General features: G+C 66.0%; 14 protein-coding genes. 4 read left to right on the top strand and 10 right to left on the bottom strand.

What is annotated here, in order from left to right; all coding sequences use genetic code 11:
- Together VGG53_RS01245 and VGG53_RS01240 are read right to left on the bottom strand one after the other, a co-directional pair.
- The coding region (locus VGG53_RS01245; protein WP_331516132.1) for a fatty acid synthase subunit beta domain-containing protein at nucleotides 1-5,996 on the bottom strand (5,996 nt) is incomplete at its 3' end.
- A gap of 474 nt (nucleotides 5,997-6,470) precedes the next feature.
- Nucleotides 6,471-7,691 carry a low temperature requirement protein A gene (locus tag VGG53_RS01240; RefSeq protein ID WP_331516137.1) on the bottom strand — a complete coding sequence of 407 codons (1,221 nt, stop codon included), beginning with the start codon at nucleotides 7,689-7,691 and terminating at the stop codon, nucleotides 6,471-6,473.
- A 121-nt stretch (nucleotides 7,692-7,812) separates the two neighbouring features.
- Between VGG53_RS01240 and VGG53_RS01235 the strand changes: the two genes are divergently transcribed.
- On the top strand, nucleotides 7,813-9,432 hold the full coding sequence (locus VGG53_RS01235) for a protein kinase domain-containing protein (RefSeq protein ID WP_331516131.1): 1,620 nt from the start codon (nucleotides 7,813-7,815) through the stop codon (nucleotides 9,430-9,432).
- 17 nt (nucleotides 9,433-9,449) lie between these two features.
- Here the strand turns inward: VGG53_RS01235 and VGG53_RS01230 are convergent, their stop codons facing one another.
- Entirely contained in the window at nucleotides 9,450-10,796 is a 1,347-nt protein-coding gene (locus VGG53_RS01230; protein WP_331516130.1) for a lipocalin-like domain-containing protein, read from the bottom strand.
- 104 nt (nucleotides 10,797-10,900) lie between these two features.
- On the opposite strand from VGG53_RS01230, the gene VGG53_RS01225 reads away from it, so the two are divergent.
- Both VGG53_RS01225 and VGG53_RS01220 read left to right on the top strand, forming a co-directional pair.
- A complete protein-coding gene (locus tag VGG53_RS01225) occupies nucleotides 10,901-12,373 on the top strand; it encodes an aldehyde dehydrogenase (RefSeq protein WP_331516129.1) in 1,473 nt (490 codons plus the stop codon).
- 217 nt (nucleotides 12,374-12,590) lie between these two features.
- A complete protein-coding gene (locus tag VGG53_RS01220; RefSeq protein ID WP_331516127.1) occupies nucleotides 12,591-13,286 on the top strand; it encodes a GAF and ANTAR domain-containing protein in 696 nt (231 codons plus the stop codon).
- A 167-nt stretch (nucleotides 13,287-13,453) separates the two neighbouring features.
- Here VGG53_RS01220 and VGG53_RS01215 read toward each other — a convergent pair whose 3' ends face one another.
- The 6 genes from VGG53_RS01215 to VGG53_RS01190 all read right to left on the bottom strand — a co-directional run bounded on the left by VGG53_RS01215 (nucleotide 13,454) and on the right by VGG53_RS01190 (nucleotide 18,151).
- Nucleotides 13,454-14,044 (bottom strand): maleylpyruvate isomerase family mycothiol-dependent enzyme, encoded by a 591-nt coding sequence (locus VGG53_RS01215; RefSeq protein WP_331516126.1) that lies wholly within the window; start codon nucleotides 14,042-14,044, stop codon nucleotides 13,454-13,456.
- Nucleotides 14,045-14,048: 4 nt separating this feature from the next.
- Nucleotides 14,049-14,459 carry a MaoC family dehydratase gene (locus VGG53_RS01210; RefSeq protein ID WP_331516125.1) on the bottom strand — a complete coding sequence of 137 codons (411 nt, stop codon included), beginning with the start codon at nucleotides 14,457-14,459 and terminating at the stop codon, nucleotides 14,049-14,051.
- The gene (locus VGG53_RS01205; protein WP_331516136.1) at nucleotides 14,456-14,926 is read right to left on the bottom strand and encodes an FAS1-like dehydratase domain-containing protein; all 471 of its coding nucleotides are present in this window, start codon (nucleotides 14,924-14,926) and stop codon (nucleotides 14,456-14,458) included. The genes VGG53_RS01210 and VGG53_RS01205 overlap by 4 nt, the downstream gene beginning before the upstream one ends.
- Before the next feature lie 71 nt (nucleotides 14,927-14,997).
- Nucleotides 14,998-15,420 (bottom strand): nuclear transport factor 2 family protein, encoded by a 423-nt coding sequence (locus VGG53_RS01200; RefSeq protein ID WP_331516135.1) that lies wholly within the window; start codon nucleotides 15,418-15,420, stop codon nucleotides 14,998-15,000.
- 17 nt (nucleotides 15,421-15,437) lie between these two features.
- The gene (locus VGG53_RS01195; protein ID WP_331516124.1) at nucleotides 15,438-17,036 is read right to left on the bottom strand and encodes an AMP-binding protein; all 1,599 of its coding nucleotides are present in this window, start codon (nucleotides 17,034-17,036) and stop codon (nucleotides 15,438-15,440) included.
- Nucleotides 17,036-18,151 carry an aromatic ring-hydroxylating oxygenase subunit alpha gene (locus VGG53_RS01190; protein WP_331516123.1) on the bottom strand — a complete coding sequence of 372 codons (1,116 nt, stop codon included), beginning with the start codon at nucleotides 18,149-18,151 and terminating at the stop codon, nucleotides 17,036-17,038. Before VGG53_RS01190 ends, VGG53_RS01195 begins: the two co-directional genes overlap by 1 nt.
- Before the next feature lie 189 nt (nucleotides 18,152-18,340).
- Between VGG53_RS01190 and VGG53_RS01185 the strand changes: the two genes are divergently transcribed.
- Entirely contained in the window at nucleotides 18,341-19,576 is a 1,236-nt protein-coding gene (locus VGG53_RS01185) for a cytochrome P450 (RefSeq protein ID WP_331516122.1), read from the top strand.
- Nucleotides 19,577-19,581: 5 nt separating this feature from the next.
- Here VGG53_RS01185 and VGG53_RS01180 read toward each other — a convergent pair.
- Nucleotides 19,582-19,758: ferredoxin (locus tag VGG53_RS01180; protein ID WP_331516134.1), on the bottom strand; the 177-nt coding region annotated here is incomplete at its 5' end.

Below are 19,758 nucleotides of genomic sequence, written 5' to 3'. Positions count from 1 at the left end.
GCCGAAGCGAGCACGCCGTCGCGGCCGGTGATCTGTTCGGTGAACTCGCCGAGCGCGGCCGCGTCGACGGTCGCACCGCCGCCACCGCCGCTGGACGGCAAAGCCACCGCGATCCCGCGGCGTGCGGCCACGGCCGTCACGGCGGTGTCGATGACGCTGTCGACGGCGGCGGCGTCAGCCAGCGCACCCTCGTGCAGGTTGCCCATTGCCCCACCGCGAACGCTGGTGCCCTCGCGGGTGCCCAACGCGACCTCGACCGTGACGTGCTTGACCCAGCCTTCGCCGAGCTCCCAGGTCTTGGTCACCCGCTCGGCGATCGCCGCGGGCCGCTTACCGGACGGACCCAGGATGGTCCGCAGCTGATCGTTGATCGCGTCGGAAAGCACTGGCCCGTAAGGCTTGTAGGTGCGGGCTAGCTTGGTGACCTGCGCCCGCAGCCCGGCCAGGTCGGCCTCGGCGGCGCCGTCGATGGCACCCAGGTTCAGCTCGGAACCAAGGTCAACCAGCAACTGGTTGCGCCGCGAAGAGGCACCGTCGGTGATGGACTCGATGGAGTCCAACTCCTCGATCTGGTCGATGCGCATCTTGGCCGACAGCGCTATCAACGCCAGCGTCGCGTCGGCGGCATCGAACCCGATGTCGTCTGGGCGCGGAGTGCCTGATGGAGCTCCGGCGGCAGCCGGAGCGACGGCAGGGACGACATTGGGGTTGAGTGCACCCTCCGGCGAGGCAGCGGCCTCGCTGGAATCATCAGCCTCGTCCATGATGTCGTCGGGCTCGGGGTCGGTGTCGGTGGCGAACAGCACCGCGGCGTCGCGCTCGGCGTTCAGCACTTCGACTGTGCTGTGGGCATATTCGGGCAGCTTGAGGGTATTGGTAGCAAGTCCGGCAACCGTCGGCGACGACTTCACGCCGATCTCGACGAACCGCTCCACACCCATGCCGCCCGCGGCCTCCTCAGTGAACAGCAGATCCTGGGTTTCGATCCAGCGCACCGGACTGGCGAACTGCCAGGCCAGCAGCTCGATGAACACCGTGCGCGCCATGTCGAAAGGCCGTTCGTTAAGCCAGGTGTCGTAGTCCGCGAGGATCTCGTCGAGCGGCTCGGCCGGCACCAGATCGCGGATCTCCTGGATGAAGTCGCGGTCGAGGCTGAACGGACGCGGCACCAAGTTGGGGATGTAGCGCCCGATGATCACCTCGGGATCCTTGTCGCGCGGCATGACTCGCTCCAGCGAACGGCGGAATTCCGCGACGCCGACCCGCAGCACCTCGGAGTGGAACGGCACGTCGATGCCCGGCACCAAGATGAACGACCGTCGACCGCCGGCGAGTTCACGACGCCGCTCGACCTCGGCCTCCAGTTCCTCCAAACCCCGGACCGTGCCGGCGATCGCGTACTGCGAGCCGCGCAGGTTGAAGTTGACGATCTGCAGGAACTCACCGGTGCGCCGCGAAATCTCCTCGACGAACTCCGGTACGTCGGCGTCGTCGAGATAGATCTGCGACGGGCGGATCGCCGCCAGCCGGTAGTTGGAGCGGCCCAGCTCGTCGCGCGGCACGATGTCGTGCATGTTGGATCCGCGCTGAAACACCGTCTCCAGCAACGCTTCCAGTCCATAGATGTCGCTCACGCAGGCCAGCGCCGTGTACTCACCGACGGAGTGACCGCAGGCGATCGCATCCTCGACGAACGCACCCTGCTCGCGCATCTCGGCGACCTGCGCCGCGGCCACGGTCGCCATCGCGACCTGGGTGAACTGGGTAAGGTTCAGCACGCCGTCGGGGTGTTGATAGTGCACACCACTGGCGGTGAGGCTGGTCGGGTTGTCCCGCACCACGTGCAGGATCGAGAAGCCCAGCGTTTCGCGGGTGTATTTGTCGGCGTCGTCCCACACCTTGCGGGCGGCCTTGGAGCGGGCCCGGACTTCCATCCCCATGCCCTTGTGCTGGATGCCCTGGCCCGGGAAGGCGTAGACCGTCTTGGGCGCGGCCAACCGTGCGGTGGCCGACATCACCAAGTCCGAACCGATGCGGGCGGCGATCTCTAAAACCTCTGCACCGCGGTCGATTCCGACGCGATCGACGCGGAAGTCGACCTCGTCACCGGGACGCACCATGCCCAGGAAGCGGGCCGTCCAGCCGATCAGCCGGGCCGGGGGCCGGGCCTGCCCGTCGGTGGCGGTGGCGACGTGTTGCGCGGCGGCCGACAGCCACATGCCATGCACGATCGGCGATTCCAGGCCGGCCAGCAGCGCGGCGGCCCGGTCGGTGTGGATCGGGTTGTGGTCACCGGACACCACGGCGAACGGCCGCATGTCGACCGGCGCGGTGAGCGTGACGTCGCGCCGGCGCCGCCGCGGGGTGTCGGTGGCGTTCTCGGACACCGCGCCGCCGGCCCGCAGCGGGTCGGTCAGCTCGGCAGCGCCGGTGCGGCCACGGATGGCGAACCGCTCCTCCATGGTGGCAAGCACCGTGCGGTCAGCCGTGGCCACCGTCACCGAGATCGGGACCACTCGGCCGACTTCGGTGTCGGTGGCGACCGAAGTCGTTGCGGTGACGGTCAATTCGGCTGTCTCGGCGGGCAGTTTGGCGACCAGGTGGGCGGCATGGTCCAAATGCACCAGGCTCAGCAAGCCTTCCACGACCGGGACGCCGGCACCGGTGACCGCGGAACCGATAGCTGCGAAGACCGCGGGCCAGCAGCGGCCGACCAGAGCGTCGGGCACAGTGGTGAGGGTGGGCGCCAACGGCTCACCGAAGATGGCGGTGACTCCGGTGTGGTCGGCGACCCGCTCGGGGTCCCACTGCACGGTCACGGTCGCGGTGCCGTTGTGCACGCGCGGCAGCGTATCCGGGCCGTCGGCGCCGGCCGCGATCGCCAGCACCGAACGCATGGCCTCGATCGCGTCCTTGGTGCGGATCACCGGAATTGCGCCGTCAATTGTGTTGGCGGGCAAGCTGAATCGGATATCAATCCACACACCGGCGATCGGCACACTCAGTACAACCTGGTCGGCTCCGTCGATTCTGAAGGCTTGCAGGCGCGCCCCCGTGGACGAGTGGGTGGCTCGCGATTCCTCCGGCCCGTCGTGCACCTGCCACTCGCCGGGGTCGGCGATGCGGTGCACCGGGTTGGTGGCGACACGGCCGGCCCACAACACATCCGGCGCGTCGAGCACCATGGCCAGCGGCCCGCGCACATCGATGCGGCCCTGTCGCCGTGCGGTAACCGGCGTCGGCGTGGCCCCGGTGGAGAGCACGTCGTCGATGGCGGCTTGCTCGAAGCGGTCCAGCAGCTCGCCGACCGGCTCGTCGAGCCGGGTGATGCCGGCGACCGCAGCGGTGCCGGGGATGATGCAGACCTGGTCGGCGTCGTAGCGGGCGTCGTGCGCCTGCCACAGCGAATCGCTTCGCCACCAACGGCGAACGTCCTTGTCGATCACCGGCACGAAGTTCACCGGCTTGCCCAGCGTCTTGCACAGCGTGACGAAGAACGGGACGTCGGCCGGGTGCAGCTGCACGGTTTCGGCATCCGGGTAGCGGGCCACCAGCGCGGCGATGGCCTCGTCAGGTCGTTCCAGCAGGGCAGCGTCGCCGAACACCGTGTCGATCGGCCCGGAGTCTTGCGGGTGCAGCCGCGCCTCGGCGCGTTGCAGCATCTGCTCGAACCGCTCACGCCAGGTGTCGGCCAGCCAGGGGCTGCCCGGCTCGGCGGTGTCTGCGGTGCTGTCGCCGTCACCGATGGCCAACTCGACGTAACGCTGCAGCCACTGCAGATAGGTCATCTCGTCGACGTCGCCGAAGTACGGCTTGGCGGTGTTGGCCATCGCGGCGATGATCTCGTCGCGGCGCGCGGCGACGGCGTCGGCGTCCCCGGCGACCTCATCGAGCAGCCGGCCGCATCGCGACGCGGAGTTGTCGATCTCGTGGATGTCGGCGCCGAGCTGGCTGCGACTGGAAGCCATGCCGCCCTGGGCTTTTCCGGCGCTGATCCAGTGCTCGGTGCCCTGGATGTCGACCAGCATCTGCTTGACCGAAGGCGAGGTGGTGGACTCCAGCGCCGCCATCGCGGCGGTGCCGACCAGGATGCCGTCGATCGGCATCAGCGGGAAGCCGTAGGACAGGGCCCAGCGCCCGGACAGGTATTCGGCCGCCCGCTCGGGCGTGCCGATGCCGCCGCCGACGCAGACGGTGATGTTGGGTCGCGACCGCAGTTCCGAGTACGTGGCCAGCAACAGATCGTCGAGGTCTTCCCACGAGTGATGGCCGCCGGCGCGTCCACCCTCGACGTGCATGATGACCGGCTTGGTCGGCACTTCGGTAGCGATGCGGATAACGGAGCGGATCTGCTCGACAGTGCCCGGCTTGAACACCACGTGGCTGATGCCGATCTCGTTGAGCTCTTCGATCAGCTCGACGGCATCTTCCAGCTCGGGGATGCCGGCACTGACGACCAGACCGTCGATCGCCGCGCCGGATTGACGGGCCTTCTGCACCAGCCGTTTACCGCCGACCTGCAGCTTCCACAGGTAAGGGTCGAGGAACAGCGCGTTGAACTGGTAGGTGCGGCCGGGCTCGAGCAGTCCGGAGAGCTGCTCGATGCGGTCGTTGAAGATCGGTTCGGTGACCTGCCCGCCGCCGGCGAGCTCAGCCCAGTGGCCGGCATTGGCCGCGGCGGCAACGATCTTGGCGTCGACGGTGGTCGGCGTCATTCCCGCCAGCAGGATCGGCGACCGGCCGGTCAGCCGGGTGAACTTCGTCGAGAGTTTGACCCGGCCGTCGGGAAGGCTGACCACCGACGGGGCATAGCTCGACCAGGGCCGGGCCACCTCGGGAACAGCGCCGACGGTGAACAGGTTGCGCTGGCCGCCGCGGGTGGCCGCGGGCACGATCCCGACGCCGAGTCCGCGGATGACCGGCGCGGTCAGACGAGTCAGGATGTCGCCGGGGCCGAGGTCGAGAATCCAGCGGGCGCCCGCCTCGTGGACCCTGATCACCTCGTCCACCCAGTCCACCGGTTGGACCAGGATGGCCTCCGCTGTCGCGCGCGCCAATCCGACGTCGAGGCCCACCTTCTCGGCCCATTCGCCGACGATGTCGATGCCGTCGGCGAGCCTTGGCGTGTGGAAACCCACCTCCACCTGGACCGCTTCGAAGATCGGCGCGAAAACGTCGCCGCCGCGGATCTTGTTCTTGCGGTCGGCTTCTTCCTTCTCGGCGATCTGCTTGCAGTACAGCTCGAAGCGAGACAGCTGCTCGGGGGTTCCGGTGATGACGACCGAGCGCCGGCCGTTGCGGATCGACAGCACGGGCGGCAGCACGGTGCGAACGTCTCGGGAGAAGTCTTCGAGCAGCCGGTAGATGAGCTCGGGGTCGGCGTTGCTGACCGACATCATCGGCGAGCGGTCGCCAAGCACTGATATTCCGCGTCGGCGGGCCACCAGCGTGCCCGCCGCACCGATCAGCTGCGCCAGCGCCAGCAACTCGATGTCGCGCTGCCCGGCCGCTTTCAGCGCCTCCACGCCCAAGATGCCCTGCGAGTGCCCGACGACGGCCACCGGCGGGGTGGCCATCAAGTCCATGCCCTGCCGGGCCAGGGTGCGGATCGCGGCAATCTGGGTGAGCAGAACGCCGGGCAGCGACACCGCCGCCGAGGTCAGGTGTTTGGCCGACGGGATCGGGTCCTCGGCGGCCAGCGCGCGCACCCAGTGCAGCGGCTCAAAGCCGATCGGCCGCACCACCACGAGCTCGCTGGCCACCGGCTCGAGCAGCAGGTCCACCTCGCCGACCAGCGTCGCCAGTTCAGATTCGATGCCCGCCGACGACACCAGCTCTTCCAGCGTCTCCAACCACGCACCGCCCTGGCCGCCGAATGCGACCGCATACGCCTCGCCGGCAGTCAGACGATCGACGAGAGCATGAGTGCCATGGGACCCATCCGCGGTGATTCCGTCGCGGTCAGCGGACACTCGATGGTGCTCATAGATCGTCACGTGTGTATCTCCCTCAAAGCGCTTGTCCGTCGCGTGCCAGAGCCGCGCTGCCCCGTAAATGCCGTCTGCGGTCCGATTGAGCCCCGGTTAGGCGGCCACATGGGGACCGGCCCGGCTTCCGCGGGTCATGCCAACGGGGCGTCATCGGCTGTACTAAGGGTGTCATAAGGAACCTGGGAGTTTCTGGAGCAAATTGGTTACTGGTGAGTTCTACGCGCGAGTAATGGTGGGCTGGGTAACACTCGGCTCAACGCCCGCCGACACCGTCTGGACCAAACCTGCTGCGTGCAGGTGGTTACGGTTGAGTAGCTATAACTATGCAGATCAAAGCAGTATTGTTATGTAATCGTTATCTGAAAAATCTGCACTCTGGCTGGCGTCGCGGTCCGTGGGTGACGAGGCATCGCGATGCACTGGGCGAAAATCGCACAGCCCGCCCGCTCGGCACGAGTTTGCTGAAAACTTACCCCTGAGTCAGCTCAGGCCCACGGGCCGAATTGAGGCTTGCAGATGTTCCGCGGTGCGCCGGTGCCCGCGCGATTCAACGCTTGCGACCACCACGGCCGGCGCTGCCGCCACAACCAGCAGACACACCGGGGTAGACACCCCGGCGGACGCGAGCCCGGTCGCCGCGCCGAGCACCGACAGAGTCATCAGCACGACCGAGGCAAAAAAGCCGTCCCAGGTCCTGGTCAGCAGCAGATAGGTTCCGTACACAGCACCGACGTACACGCCGACCGGCACAGCGACCGCCAGGACCGTGGCAACCGAATTCATCGCCGACCGATGTTCGATGTAATCGGCGGCGGCATGCAGACCCGCACCGGTCGCGACGATCGATCCGAACAGCACGATGTGCAGGTAGCCGTAGCCGAAGGACCGCTCGCGGTGCGCGTGCAGCAGGTCAGCGGCCGGAACCACGAAATAGACCCACCACATGCCGAAGGTCAGGCCGGTCCCGGCGACCGCCACCAGCGCGGCGTCGGTCGTCCAACCATGTTCGGCAACTACCGCCGAGAGCGACGCAACCGTCCCGACCACCCCCTCGCCGAGCGCAATGATCGTCAGCAGTCCGTTGCGCTCGGCGATGTGGTGCGCATGCCAGGGCGTTCCGCCCATCCGCTTCTCGTCGAGCAGCGGCCCGATCAGCTCGATTCCGATCATCACGGCGATCAGGATGAACGTGACTGCCAGCGAACTTTTGACGATCGCGATGACCACCCACCCGACCTGAGCGATCGTGATGGCGCACGCGTAGCTCAGGCAGGCAACCTTGCGGGCGGGATCTTGCCTGGCGGCGCGCAGCCACTGGATGACCATGGCCACCCGCATCACCACGTAGCCGCCGACCAGGGCCCGGTTGTCGACGTGGTGGCCATAGGCTATCGACGAGAACACCTGCGGGATCCCCAATGCGAGGACCAGGACACCCACCATCTGCAGCATGGTCGTCAGGCGGTACACCCAGTCGTCGGTGTCATAAGCCGACGCGAACCAACTGAAATTGATCCACGCCCAGCAGACCGCGAACGTGGCGAAGGCGAAGCCGGCCAACCCGGCGCCGGCGTGGCCTGATGTCAACATGTGGGCGAATTGCGATGCGGAAACACCGAAGGCGACGACGAATGTCAGGTCGAACAGCAGCTCCAGCGGAGTGGCCACTCGGTGCGGCTCGTGTGGGTCGCGGCCCGACATCCGGCGGATCCGGTGCGCAAGGGCCGCGCTGCGCTGATGGCTTCCGGGTGCACTCACGCAGACATTCTCACTCGGTCCACCGCAAACCCGACTTTCTGACGCCGGTCTGTACCATCTCCCCATGCCGCTGGTCATTGGAGCGATGGCCGCCGGGTTCAGCATCGTCCGGCAGCTCGACTACGAAGAGTTCGGTGAGCTCTACCTGGCCGAGCATCCGCGGCTTCCGCGCCAACAAGTGCTTCACCTGATTCCAGCCGAGATTTCCGTCGACCTGGATTACCGCGAACGGTTCAACCAGGAGTCCGATCAGGCGGCAGCGCTGTGGCACCCGAGCATCGCCGGGCTCACCGATCGTGGGGAGTTCGAGGGCCAGCTGTGGCTCTCGACGGAATACATCGAAGGCGCCGACACGGCCCAGTTGCTCGGCGACAGCCATCCCGAAGGCATGCCGCCGAGGATGGTGATCGAGATCGTGTCCGCGATCGCAGACGCCCTCGACTACGCGCACGACCGCGGGGTACTGCACCGCTATCTGAATCCCGGCAACATCCTGGTCAGCAAATCGCCGGCGGACAGAAAACGAATTGCGTTGACGGGCTTCGGCGTAGCGCGGCCCCTCGGCGCTCACAACACTCTGACCCGGCCGGGAGTGTTCATCGGGACAGCAAGCTATACGGCGCCCGAGCAGTTGCTGGACGACGAGCTCGATGGTCGGGCCGACCAATATGCGTTGGCGGGCAGCGCTTTTCACCTCTTGACCGGCTCACCACCGTTCGCCCATTTCAACCGGTCCGTGGTGGTCGACAAGCACCTCAACGAGCGACCGCCGAGGCCCAGCGATATCCGACCGGACTTGGTCGAATTCGACGCGATCTTCGCCCGGGCACTCTCCCAGGATCCCCTGGACAGATTCCGGCGCTGCCGAGACTTTGCCAAAGCGATCGAGTCGAACGGCGGTACCCGGTCACACATCCGCGCCACGTCTGAACTACGAGCGGCGTCCATCTTCCGCGACGCATCCGAGAGCACAGATGCCGCCGCCACGCAATCTCTCGCAACCCCGAAGCCCGACGTCATCGCGCCCGCCACGGTAGCCGCACCTGCCGCATCGCAGCAACCCGTGACCGAAAGCCACGACGTGCTCGCATCACCAAATGCCGTGCCAGACAACGACGTCGACGATGTCGTCAAGCCCACCGGACCTACCGGCTCCGACGACTCCAGCGACGACGCATCGGCCGAGGCGCACCGGCGCCGAGTGCTGCATTCAGCGGCGATCGGCGGCGTGATCGTGGTCGTGCTGCTGGCTTGGTTCCTCGGTGTCAGAGCCCTGCGCTCGGCTTCTCAATCCGGCGACACACCAACCAATCTCGAGTCCACCTCCGCCGAACCCACGGCCCCGGCTGCGAGCTTGCCGCCGCGGGCGATCATCGCCCCGCCGCCCTTACCCTCGACCAGCCCGCGGCCCGTCGCCACCACGGAGGCATCGGTGACGACCCGGCCATCGACGACCAAATCCGCGCCGACCACCACTGCGCCGGTGAACTCGCCGTCGCAAGCGACGGTTCCGCAAACGACTCGACCGACCTCGACTCCACCCAACGGCCTGGACACCCGGCCGGCGGTCGGCATGCCCTGCGGCCCGGATCAGACGGGCGCGTCAGCCGTTTCGAACACGGACGGCCCGGTCAACTGCGTAAGCACTCCGGGCGGATTCGCCTGGGAACCCCCTGGGGGGTGACGGCCGCCGCGTCATGGTCAGTTGTCGGCAGACAGCGCCCCGATCATTCCTTCGACGACGTCTCGGCGGCCAGTGTCATCAGCGGGCAGCTCTACGAGCATGGCCTGCAACAACTTTCGCGCTTGTGACCGATTGTCCGAAGCGACTAGTGAGCGCAGTTGATCGACGGCATCGGTGTTCTCGAGAGTCGATGCCAGCACATCGATCAGCTCCCAGTCCCGGTACAGTGCCAGCGAGCGCTCGTAGAACGCGAAGCCGCTCACCGGTTCTCCCCGCATCGTTCCGCGGTAGCGAAACGGCCCTTCCATGTATTCGATCGGCAGGCCGTGTGCGGGCGCCGGCACCATGGGCTCCCCGATGAGGTCCAGTTCCAAACTGGGACAACGCAGCCGGTGGCGATCCGGCATGAACCGATCGGGCGCCGGCGGCCGCAGCAGCGACCGAATCGAATCGGGCCATCGCACGTAGCTGGTCACCGTGATCTCGACGTCCTCTGCGCATTCCGGAGGGTTCGCCGGGTCGGGGTAACTCACCGTCACCCCGGTAAAGGGTTGTGGCGCATTGCCGTCCACGCGGTCGAACTGTCGCCAAATGCTCATGTCGACCCCATTGTCCAGGTTGATCGTGCGCCATTCGTGCGACCTGGACCGCGGGTCTCCCCCGGTTCCCCCGCCGCCGGCGTATTTGGGGAACCATTGCCTATCGACGTGTCCTGCGCTGCCGCTGACCTCGTCATGCGGCTCGCCCCAGCGCAGCGTTCCAGTCATCGCCATGCCGGTCTGGAAATACGAGTAGGTGTCGTCCTGGCCGAAGCAGGTGATCTTCCCGTTGCAGGTGTCCGCGCCGACGGGCACCGGCGCACGCGTCGGTGTGACGTCCAAGTCCAGTTCCATCGGCCGACCGACCTGATCGGCACCGCGGAGGCTGACCCGGTAGGTATAGGGCCGCAGTTCGCCATCGTCGTCGCGGCAGGTTGTCCACGTCACCGGCCCGGCGCTGCTTTCGTACCGGATGTCGAGGTGTCCCTGGGCCATCGACATCTTCGGTCGGGCATCCGGTTGCATGTTCTTCGGCGGCATGTCGTAATCGGTATAGGTACCGTATTCGCCGGTGTCGCAATCGAATAGCGACATCGTGTAGAAATCGGCCACCACGGTGCCGCCCGGGCGGTTCTTGTTGAAGATGGTCAGGAACGCGAATGTGCGGCCGGTCGCGCCGGTCAGCTCGCCGGCGATGAACCAGGTATCCGACTCCTGGTCGGTATGCAAGCCTTCGGCGGCAGGGAAATCCAGCGCGCTGTCGCCCGGCACCAGCCGGAACGGGTAATGGTGCCAAGCCGTTGTAACCCGAAGTTCGTCGCTCACGTCGCCTTCACAGTTGTTCCAAGGCAGATGCCAGGCACCCCGGCTTTTTTGCTATGTTAGCATCAATAGCGAAGTTGCCGTCGCCTTTTCAAAGGTGGTATCCCATGCCGGAAACCCGTGACCACCGTTGCTACGACCAGCTTTTCATCGGCGGGCGCTGGCGCGAGCCGTCCACCGGGCAGCGCTTGACGGTCGTCTCCCCGCACTCCGAAACTCCGGTCGGCGACGTTCCCGCGGCGACGCCCGCGGACGTCGACGCCGCGGTCGCCGCCGCCCGTGATGCCTTCGACCACGGCCCATGGCCCCGCCTGGACCCGCAGGAACGCATGCGCAAGGTCGAGGAGCTCGCAACCATCTACGCCGGGCACCTCGACGAGATGGCCGACTTGATCACCGACGAGATGGGATCTCCGCGCAGTTTCAGCCGATTGGGTCAGGCCGCCGCGGCGGCTTCGATGATCCATCTCAGTTTGGCGGTCGCCCGCGACTTCCCCTGGAACGAGCGCCGGAACGGTGTGCTCGGCGAAGTGCACGTGCACCGCGCCCCGGTTGGCGTGGTCGGTGCGATCGTGCCGTGGAACGTGCCGCAGTTCTTGATCATGCCCAAGCTGATTCCCGCCCTGATCGCGGGTTGCACCGTCATCGTCAAACCGGCGCCCGAAACGCCCTTGGACGCTTTGTGGTTAGCCGAAATGATCGAGCAGCTCGACCTGCCCGATGGGGTGGTGTCGGTGCTTCCCGGCGGTACCGATGTGGGCGAGGCGCTGGTGCGCCATCCCGGGGTGGACAAGATCTCGTTCACCGGGTCCAGTGCGGTCGGACGGCGGATCGCCGCGCTGTGCGGAGAGCAACTCAAGCGGGTGAGCCTGGAACTCGGGGGTAAGTCGGCGGCGATCATCCTCGACGACGCCGACATCGCAAAAACGGTCAAGGAACTGAAGTCCGCAAGCCTGATGAACAACGGCCAGGCCTGCGTGGCGCAGACCCGCATCCTGGTCAGCGAGCGGCGTCGCGACGAGGTTGTCGACGCGCTGGCCGAGATGATGTCGGGCCTGCAGGTCGGCGACCCGGCCGATGAGGCCACCGACGTCGGACCGCTGGTCGCTCAACGACAACAGGCCCGGGTGCAGGACTTCATCCGATCCGGAGTCAAAGAGGGCGCCCGGATGGTCCTCGGCGGCGAGGACGCGCCGCACGAGCAGGGCTGGTACGTGCGTCCGACGCTGTTCACCGACGTCACCAACGACATGCGGATCGCCCGCGAGGAGATCTTCGGCCCGGTGCTCAGTGTGCTGACCTACTGCGACGAGGCAGACGCGGTGCGCATCGCCAACGACAGCGACTACGGTCTGGCCGGATCGGTCTGGACTGCGGATATCGGGCACGGCCTCGAGGTCGCCGCCAGCGTGCGGGCCGGCACCTACGGCATCAACATGTACACCCTCGACATCGGTAGTCCCTTCGGCGGTTTCAAGCAGTCAGGCATTGGCCGCGAGTTCGGCCCGGAGGGCCTGCATGAGTATGTCGAGCTGCAGTCGGTGATCAGCAAAGGCGCCATGCCGCCGTTGTCGGGCTAGCTATCCGCCGGCTGCCAGCCGGGGTGCCCGATCCGGAGATGCAAGGAACCCACCGACGCACGCGGCCCACGACCGTCGAACTCAGCGCCGGATAAGTTGCCATTCGCCAGCGATCCAAGCGCGCTGCAGTTAACAATCGACGGCGGGCGCTTGACCGGTTCCGGGTGGCCCGCCGTGACGCGCCCGTTCGAGAGGGCGAGAGGGAAGGAGCGACTCGGTGAACGACACTTCGCGACATACCATCCATCTGCAGATAGCAGCCCTGGCGCGCGACCTGAACCGGGAAAGGCCCACAGACATCGACGCAGCCTTGGACGAGCTCACCCATGCGGCGGTAAGCCAGGTCCCCGGAGCAACCGACGCCAGCCTCACCGTCACCAGGCGCGGCCGTATCGAAACCCCAGCGGAAACGGGGCCTTATCCGGCATTGCTCAATCAGCTGCACAGAGATCACGGCGAGGGTCCTTGCCTGGAGGCGGCGTGGGAACACCACACCGTGCGCGTCGATGACCTGGCCCATGACGTCCGGTGGCCCAATTGGCGGCGCGAGGCGCTGGACCGAACCCCGATCCGGTCGCTGCTGTCGTTTGAGATGTTTGCCAATGAGCACACGATGGGAGCGCTCAACCTCTACGCCGAGCAATCCCACGCCTTTACCACCGAATCCGTCGACATCGGGTTGGTCTATGCCACCCACACCGCGATCGCATGGAACGCGCTGCGCCGCGACGACCAATTCCACAGTGCGCTGGCCTCCCGCGACATCATCGGCCAAGCAAAAGGCATGCTCATGGAGCGCTACAAGATCGATGCTGTGAAAGCCTTCAAACTGCTCACCCGACTATCCCAAATGTCCAACACACGAATCGTCGAAATCTCGCAGAAACTGGTCGAGGCTGAGCACCCAGACTGAATTCAAGACGAGGCCTCTTGAAGTTCATGTGATCGCGCAGCCGCACAACGCTATCGGCGACCCAATACACCATCCTTATGGCCGGTAATCGCGCTGACGACACCAGCTTCAAACCCTGGGCTGTTGTTGCTGGCGCCGAGGGCCGAGTGGTCGATAAGTCGTGCGGATTACGAAGCTTGGTCGTTGGGCGGCTGCCAGCCGGGGTTGCGGCCCAGCCGGGCAAGGAGTTTCGATTGCACGCCGGCCGGGTCACTTATCGCGACGGGAGCGTCGAACATTCCAGAACCGCTCAGCGCTCGGGGATCCGTTGGCAAGGCCTCGTAGAAATGCTCGCACCACCTGGCATCCAACCGGTCGTCAGCGCCCACCGCCCGGGCGAGGTCCCAGGTGTGCACCAACACGTCGCGGGTGAGATTTGGCATGATCGCGCGGGCATCCAATCGCGTCGCCGGGTTGTCGTGCAATTCCGGGACATCAACAACTCGTTCGAATAGCCGCCGACTGGGTTCCAGTGCTTTCTCGAGTTGACCGTAGGTCATCCGCCACCGCATCTGTGGATCATCGCGTGGGCGATCGGGCTTGAGCCCCAACGGTCGCAGCAGCAACACATCGTGAAAGCCGATGACGTGTTCCAGCACTCCTCTGGCATTCCACGCATCGCATGGCGAGCGACGGTCCCATTTTCCGTTCGCCGCGCGCACCGACTCGCCGAACCTTCGGCACACCGCGAGGTGCCGTTCGCCCAAGCCGCCGGCCATCGCATCACCCCGACAGCTGCAGGGTGAGCTCGACGGGACAGCAGAGCTCGCCGCGCTGGTTCGTCACCTCGATCTGCAGGTCGACCAGGTCCGGCGCAGGTTTTGCCACCACGCGCCCGCGGCCCACCATCGTGTCGCCGGCATAGATTGAACCGGCGAGCCGCATCTTTCGGCGCACCACCCGGCTTCGCGGCCCGGCCCAGTCGGTGGCGATGCGGTCGGCGAAACCGGCCAGGTGCATCGTGTTGACGAAAATCGTCGGATGGCCTTGTTTTTCAGCATAATTCGGGTCGAAGTGCCCCGGAAAGTAATCCCAGGTGGACCCGGAGTTCATCACCACGCGCTGGTAGCTGATCTCGTCACGCACCTCGGGCAATTCCGTCGGGACAACGATCTGGTCCCAATCGAGCGTCACGCCGCCGCCGGGGTGAAGCGGAACAAGGTGTTGCGGTTGGTCGCCACGACTGCGCCGTCCTGGCGGGTGAAGGTGTCCACGGTCTCGATGAAATGGCCGACCCCGAGCTTGGTCTGCTTCTCCAGTGACACCGACACCACTTCTTCGACGACGGTGAGCCGGTCACCCTCGACGATGGGCAACGGAAATTCGGCTTCGTTCGCGGCGTTGACGAACGTCGTGCCGGGCAGTGGTACCCGAATCGCTATCGCCGACACCGGCGGCCGTCCGCCCGGCTGCCACGGCAGCGGGGTGAGCCAACCCATCAGCAGGGCCGGCGGCGCCACCAGCCCTCCCCAAGTCTGCAACGCGAAATCCGAGTCCCAGTACGACGGGTTGCCGTCCTGCACGGTAGCGGCGAACATTTGAATCCGCGCCGCGCTCACCACAGTTCCCGCGGTTCTCGGCTCGGACGCCACACCGACCATGCGCAGGGCATCCTCGTAGGTCCCGAACGCGAGCTCGTAGCTGATAGATGTCGACAACTGCCGCTTCCCCTTCACGCCGTGATCAAGTGCCCGTTCGACACCGAATCCCAGTGCAGCTCACGGGAAGTGAAGTACCAGCCGCCGCGCTCGTAGGTCAGCTGATCGCGATAGCTTCCGGTGGCGCGCAACGTGGTGCCAGCGGCCGTCGGGGTGAACAGCAGGGCCACGCTTCGCTGAGTCGCGTTGACGCCGTCGACAGCGATATCGTGGTCGACGGTGACCAGTCGGCCGTTACCGCCGTCGAAAGCCTCACGCAGATCGGTGAACTCCTTACCGTCGCGGGTGAAGCGGGCACCGGAGTGGCGGAATGTCGCGATCCATCCGTTGCGGTCGCCCTCGGAAAAGCAGCGGTTGTGCCGCGCTGTCAGGTTCAATATGGCGTCACGCCCCACGGCGCCGTCGAGGATGTACTGCTGCTGATAGGTCATGGCCATCTGCATCTCTCCCTGTCTCACCGGCTGACGATGTAGCCGTGGCTTTCGCGGTCCCAGGCGGCCGATCCGACACCTCTGGCGCGAAGAACATCCTTGCGCACCCGGCCGATAACGGTCTTCGGCAGCTCGCTGACGATCTCCACGTATCGCGGTACCGAGAAGTACGGCATGCGGGCACTGCAAAAGTCCAGCAGCGCTGCGTAATCCAGGGTGCGTTTCGGTCGCACGGTGACGAACAGCAGGACGTCGTCCTCCCCCAGGTCGCTGGGCACGCCGACCACCGCAGCCTCCAGCACCGCCGGATGCCCGGTGACCACGGTCTCGATTTCGACCGACGAAATGTTCTCCCCGCGGCGGCGCAACGAATCCTTCACCCGGTCCACGTAGGTGAGGTTCTGGTCGCTGTCCAGCACACCGAGATCGCCGGTGCGAAACCACTGCGGGTGCGAGTCGACAGTCAAGTCCGACGGGTTCACGTAACCCTCGCTCATGACGTGTGGATACCGGGGACGGCAAGCGATCTCACCCACCGTATCGTCCGGCAGTGGATTGCCGTCCCGGTCGACGATGCGCACCTCGAAGTTCGGGCCCGGTCGCCCCGACGTTCCGGGCACCCCTCGCTCGGCAACGCTTTTCACCGCGATCGGGAAGGCCTCGGTAAGCCCGTACATGGTGACGACCCGGCATCCGTAACGCTGTTCGATGTCGCGGTACACCGCGGCGTCGATCGGCGCCGCGGAGATGAACCGCAGCGGCAACTGCGCATCGCGCGAATCCGGCGGCTGACGCATGAGCATCGAGACCATCGCACCGGCGCCGACGAAACCCACGGCGCCGCAGGCACGCACCTCGTCCCACACCGACGCGGGATGAAAGGCCGGCGCCAGCACCGTCGTCCCGCCGATCAGCATCGGCGCCAGCACCGCCGGCGCGGCGCTGAGATGGAACAGCGGCATCGCCGTCCACAGCACCTCGCCGGGACCGAACTCCCAGGCCGAGGCGGCCGTGGCCGCCGTGGTGAACAAGTAGTGCCACGTGGTGGCAACCGCCTTTGACGCACCGGTCGTGCCGGAGGTGAAGAACAATGATCCGATGTCGCCGACCTCGCCGACGTGTTCGGCCACTACACCCGCCTTCTCGTCGAGTGCCTCGTTCGGGATCACAACGCTCGTCAGCCCGGGCAGCTGATCGGCCAACTCGGCGACGCGGGACTGCCGCTCAGCGTCGCTGATCACCACCTTGGCCCGGGCCAATCGAAGTGCATGCAGCAGGAAGTCGCCCTTGTTGGCCGCGTTCACGGCAGCGGCCACCGCGCCGATGCGTCCCGCCCCCAACCAGAAGTAGATCCACTCCGGGCAGGTCCCGGCGAACAATGCGACGCCGTCGCCGGGTTCAATACCCAAGTCCAGCAGCGCATCAGCCGCCTTACAGGACCGCTGCCGCATCTGCTCGAAGGTCACCTCGACACCGTCGATCGACATCATCACCCGGTCCGGAAACTGCTCGGCACGACGATCGAGCACTGCGGCGACGCTGAACCGTTCGACGCCGAAATCAGTTGGGGCGATGGGCTTTCCTTCGCATGCGGGTGCCGCCCCAACCGGCAGGCGCGCCATCAGGCTCCTGCAGCCGCCGGGTCCGGATCACCGATGGCGGTGTAGCCGAAGTCGTCTCGGGCGGCCTCTTCGCCCGGATAGAAGCGGTGCGCCCAGCGACGCAGCGCCGCGTAGTCGCGTGCCTCCTCCGGTGCGAGATTCGGCTTCTCCAGATACTTCATGTTCTCCCAGGTGAAGAAGTCCTGCTTGATGACTTCTTGCTGCAGCGCCAAGAACTTGGCGGCGCGACCCGTGGGCGCGTCGCCGGTGTCACCCGGCTCGCGAACCGAAGCCTGGGTATAGAAGTAGTCGGTGTAGTCCTCGTCGACCGGAGTCTGCCCGGTTACCTCGATGGTGGCCACCAGGTCGCTGGGGAAGCGGACGATGCCCAAGCCCAGCGAGTAGTTGTCGTAGACGATCTTCGCGTCGACCGGGCCGTTCGGGGTCAGCCAGGTCTGCCCCCGGCCGCCACCGAAGTGGGCGCTGACGGTGGCATGCAGGTGATAGCCGGCGACCTCGAACGAAGTGGTGTTGGCCGGATTCGCGGCCTTGTGCACGTATTGCACGTGATACGGGTCGGCCGCGTTTTCGATGATCATCTGCGCATGCACCTTGACCCGATTGAGCATGCGACTGTGCGGGTGCAACGGGTAATACTCACCGGTCTCCAACTCGGGCAGCATCGGCGGCTGCCAGTAGGGCGCGCGGCCGTGCCGCTCGTGCCAGACCAGGATGAACCCGTACCACTCCGTGCTGTGGTAGGTGCGCACGCGCACGTTGTTCTTGCAGCCGATTTTGCTGTAGGGGATCAACGCATTGGTGCCGTCGCCACGCCACTGCCAGCCATGCCAGGGGCAGACGATGTTCTCGCCCTCGACCGTGCCGCCGACACCCATGTTGGCGCCGAGGTGCTGGCAGTATGCGTCCAGCACATTCACTTCGCCGGACTCGGTGCGGAACAGCACCATCTCCTCGCCGAAGTAGTGCATCCGCTTGACGGCGCCGGGCGCCAGGTCCGAGGCGAAGCCGACGATGAACCATCCGGTGGGGAATCGGTACGGCGACAGGCTGATGCCGCTCGGCCCGAACTCGCGTTCGGACGGATCTATCGAGGAGTCCGAGACCGTGTCCGTCACTGCCCTCTCCGTTCCCGCGCCAACCGAATGGCGCACGGCCACGCTGACGCTCGCGCCGCTTTGGAAGACTCGCGTCTATTTTTACTATTTTAAGCATTGAACGTCAACGCGCGACGTCGCCGACGGTAGGGTTAGTCAGCAAACCGTCACCGTTCGCGGCGTGGTTGTCTGAGTGAATCGAGGTTGCTGATGACGGCTTCGACAGTCGATCTGTCTGATTTCGGATTGTGGCGCAACGGCTTTCCCGATGATGTGTTCACCGAGCTACGGCACACTCGGCCGCTCTTCCGCCACGGCATGACGGCGGGTGTCGCCAAAACCGTCAAACGGGACTTCTGGATGACCACCAAGCATCGGCACGCGGTGCGGCTGCATCGCGACTACGAGTCGTTCACCGCCGTCGAAGGTCCGCTTATCCAGCCGGCTGACCTGTTCTCGTCGTATCCGACCATCATCAACATGGATCCGCCGGAGCTGAACAAGCGCCGCAAACTCATCTCGAATGCGTTCAACCCGCGGGCGATCGCCAAACTCGAGAACGGCATTCGGGCCCGCGCCGCGCGGATGATCGACGGCCAGCTCTCGAACGGCGGCGGCGACTGGATCGACGATGTCGCCGACCTGCTCCCGATGACGGTCATCGGTGACATCCTCGGCATCCCCGAGGAAGACAGGCCGCGGATCTTCGATTCGTTGGACCGGATCCTGAAAGCCCGCTCGCCCGGGTCGAAGCTGACCCCGCAAGACGGAATCGACCTGTTCGGCACCGTCTTCGGCTACGCAATGGAGCTCACCGCCGAGAAGCGGCGCAATCCCACCGACGACATCTGGAGCACCCTGGCGTCCGCGGTGATCACCGGTGAAGACGGTGAGGAATTCAGCCTGCCCAGCAACGAACTCGAATTCTTTTTCTTTGTGCTCACATTCGCCGGCAGCGACACCACTAAGAACGCGCTGGCAATCGGCCTGCAGGCGTTCGTCGCGAACCCCGAGCAGATCGAACGATATCGCGACGACGAGTCCCTGCGGCCCGGCGCCGTCGAGGAGGTGCTGCGCTGGGCGTCGCCGGTGGCGTACTGGACCCGCACCACCGCGGTCGACATCGAAATGGACGGTCAGCACATCCCCAAAGGCGAACGGGTGGTCGCGATGTTGCGTTCGGCCAACCGCGACGAGGAGGTGTTCTCCTCGCCGTTCACCTTCGACATCGGCCGTCAACCCAATCCGCATGTCGCCTTCGGCGGCGGCGGGCCACACCACTGCCTGGGCGCCATGCTGGCCCGCGCGGAACTACGCGCGGTGTTCGACGAACTGCTACTGCGCGGCGACGGATTCGCTCTCGGGCAGGCCCGGGTGACCTACCCGAATCTGACCACCAACATGTCGATCTACGACGAGATGCCGGTAACCCTGACCGCGCGGTAGGCGGGTCAGTCGACGAGCCGCAGCGCGGCTTTCGGGCACTGGTCGACCGCGGCCGCCACGTCGATCTTCAAATGCTCCGGCACCTCGCCGTCGGCGACGTGCACCACGTCGGACTTCCCGATCTCGAAGATGTCGGGCGCCAACGATTCGCAGAACCCGTTGGCCTCACACAACGTCTCGTC

The sequence above is a fragment of the Mycobacterium sp. genome (assembly GCF_036490025.1).
Lineage (GTDB): Bacteria > Actinomycetota > Actinomycetes > Mycobacteriales > Mycobacteriaceae > Mycobacterium.
Note: the sequence above shows the minus strand (reverse complement) of the source record. Positions and strands in the feature narration are given on the sequence as shown.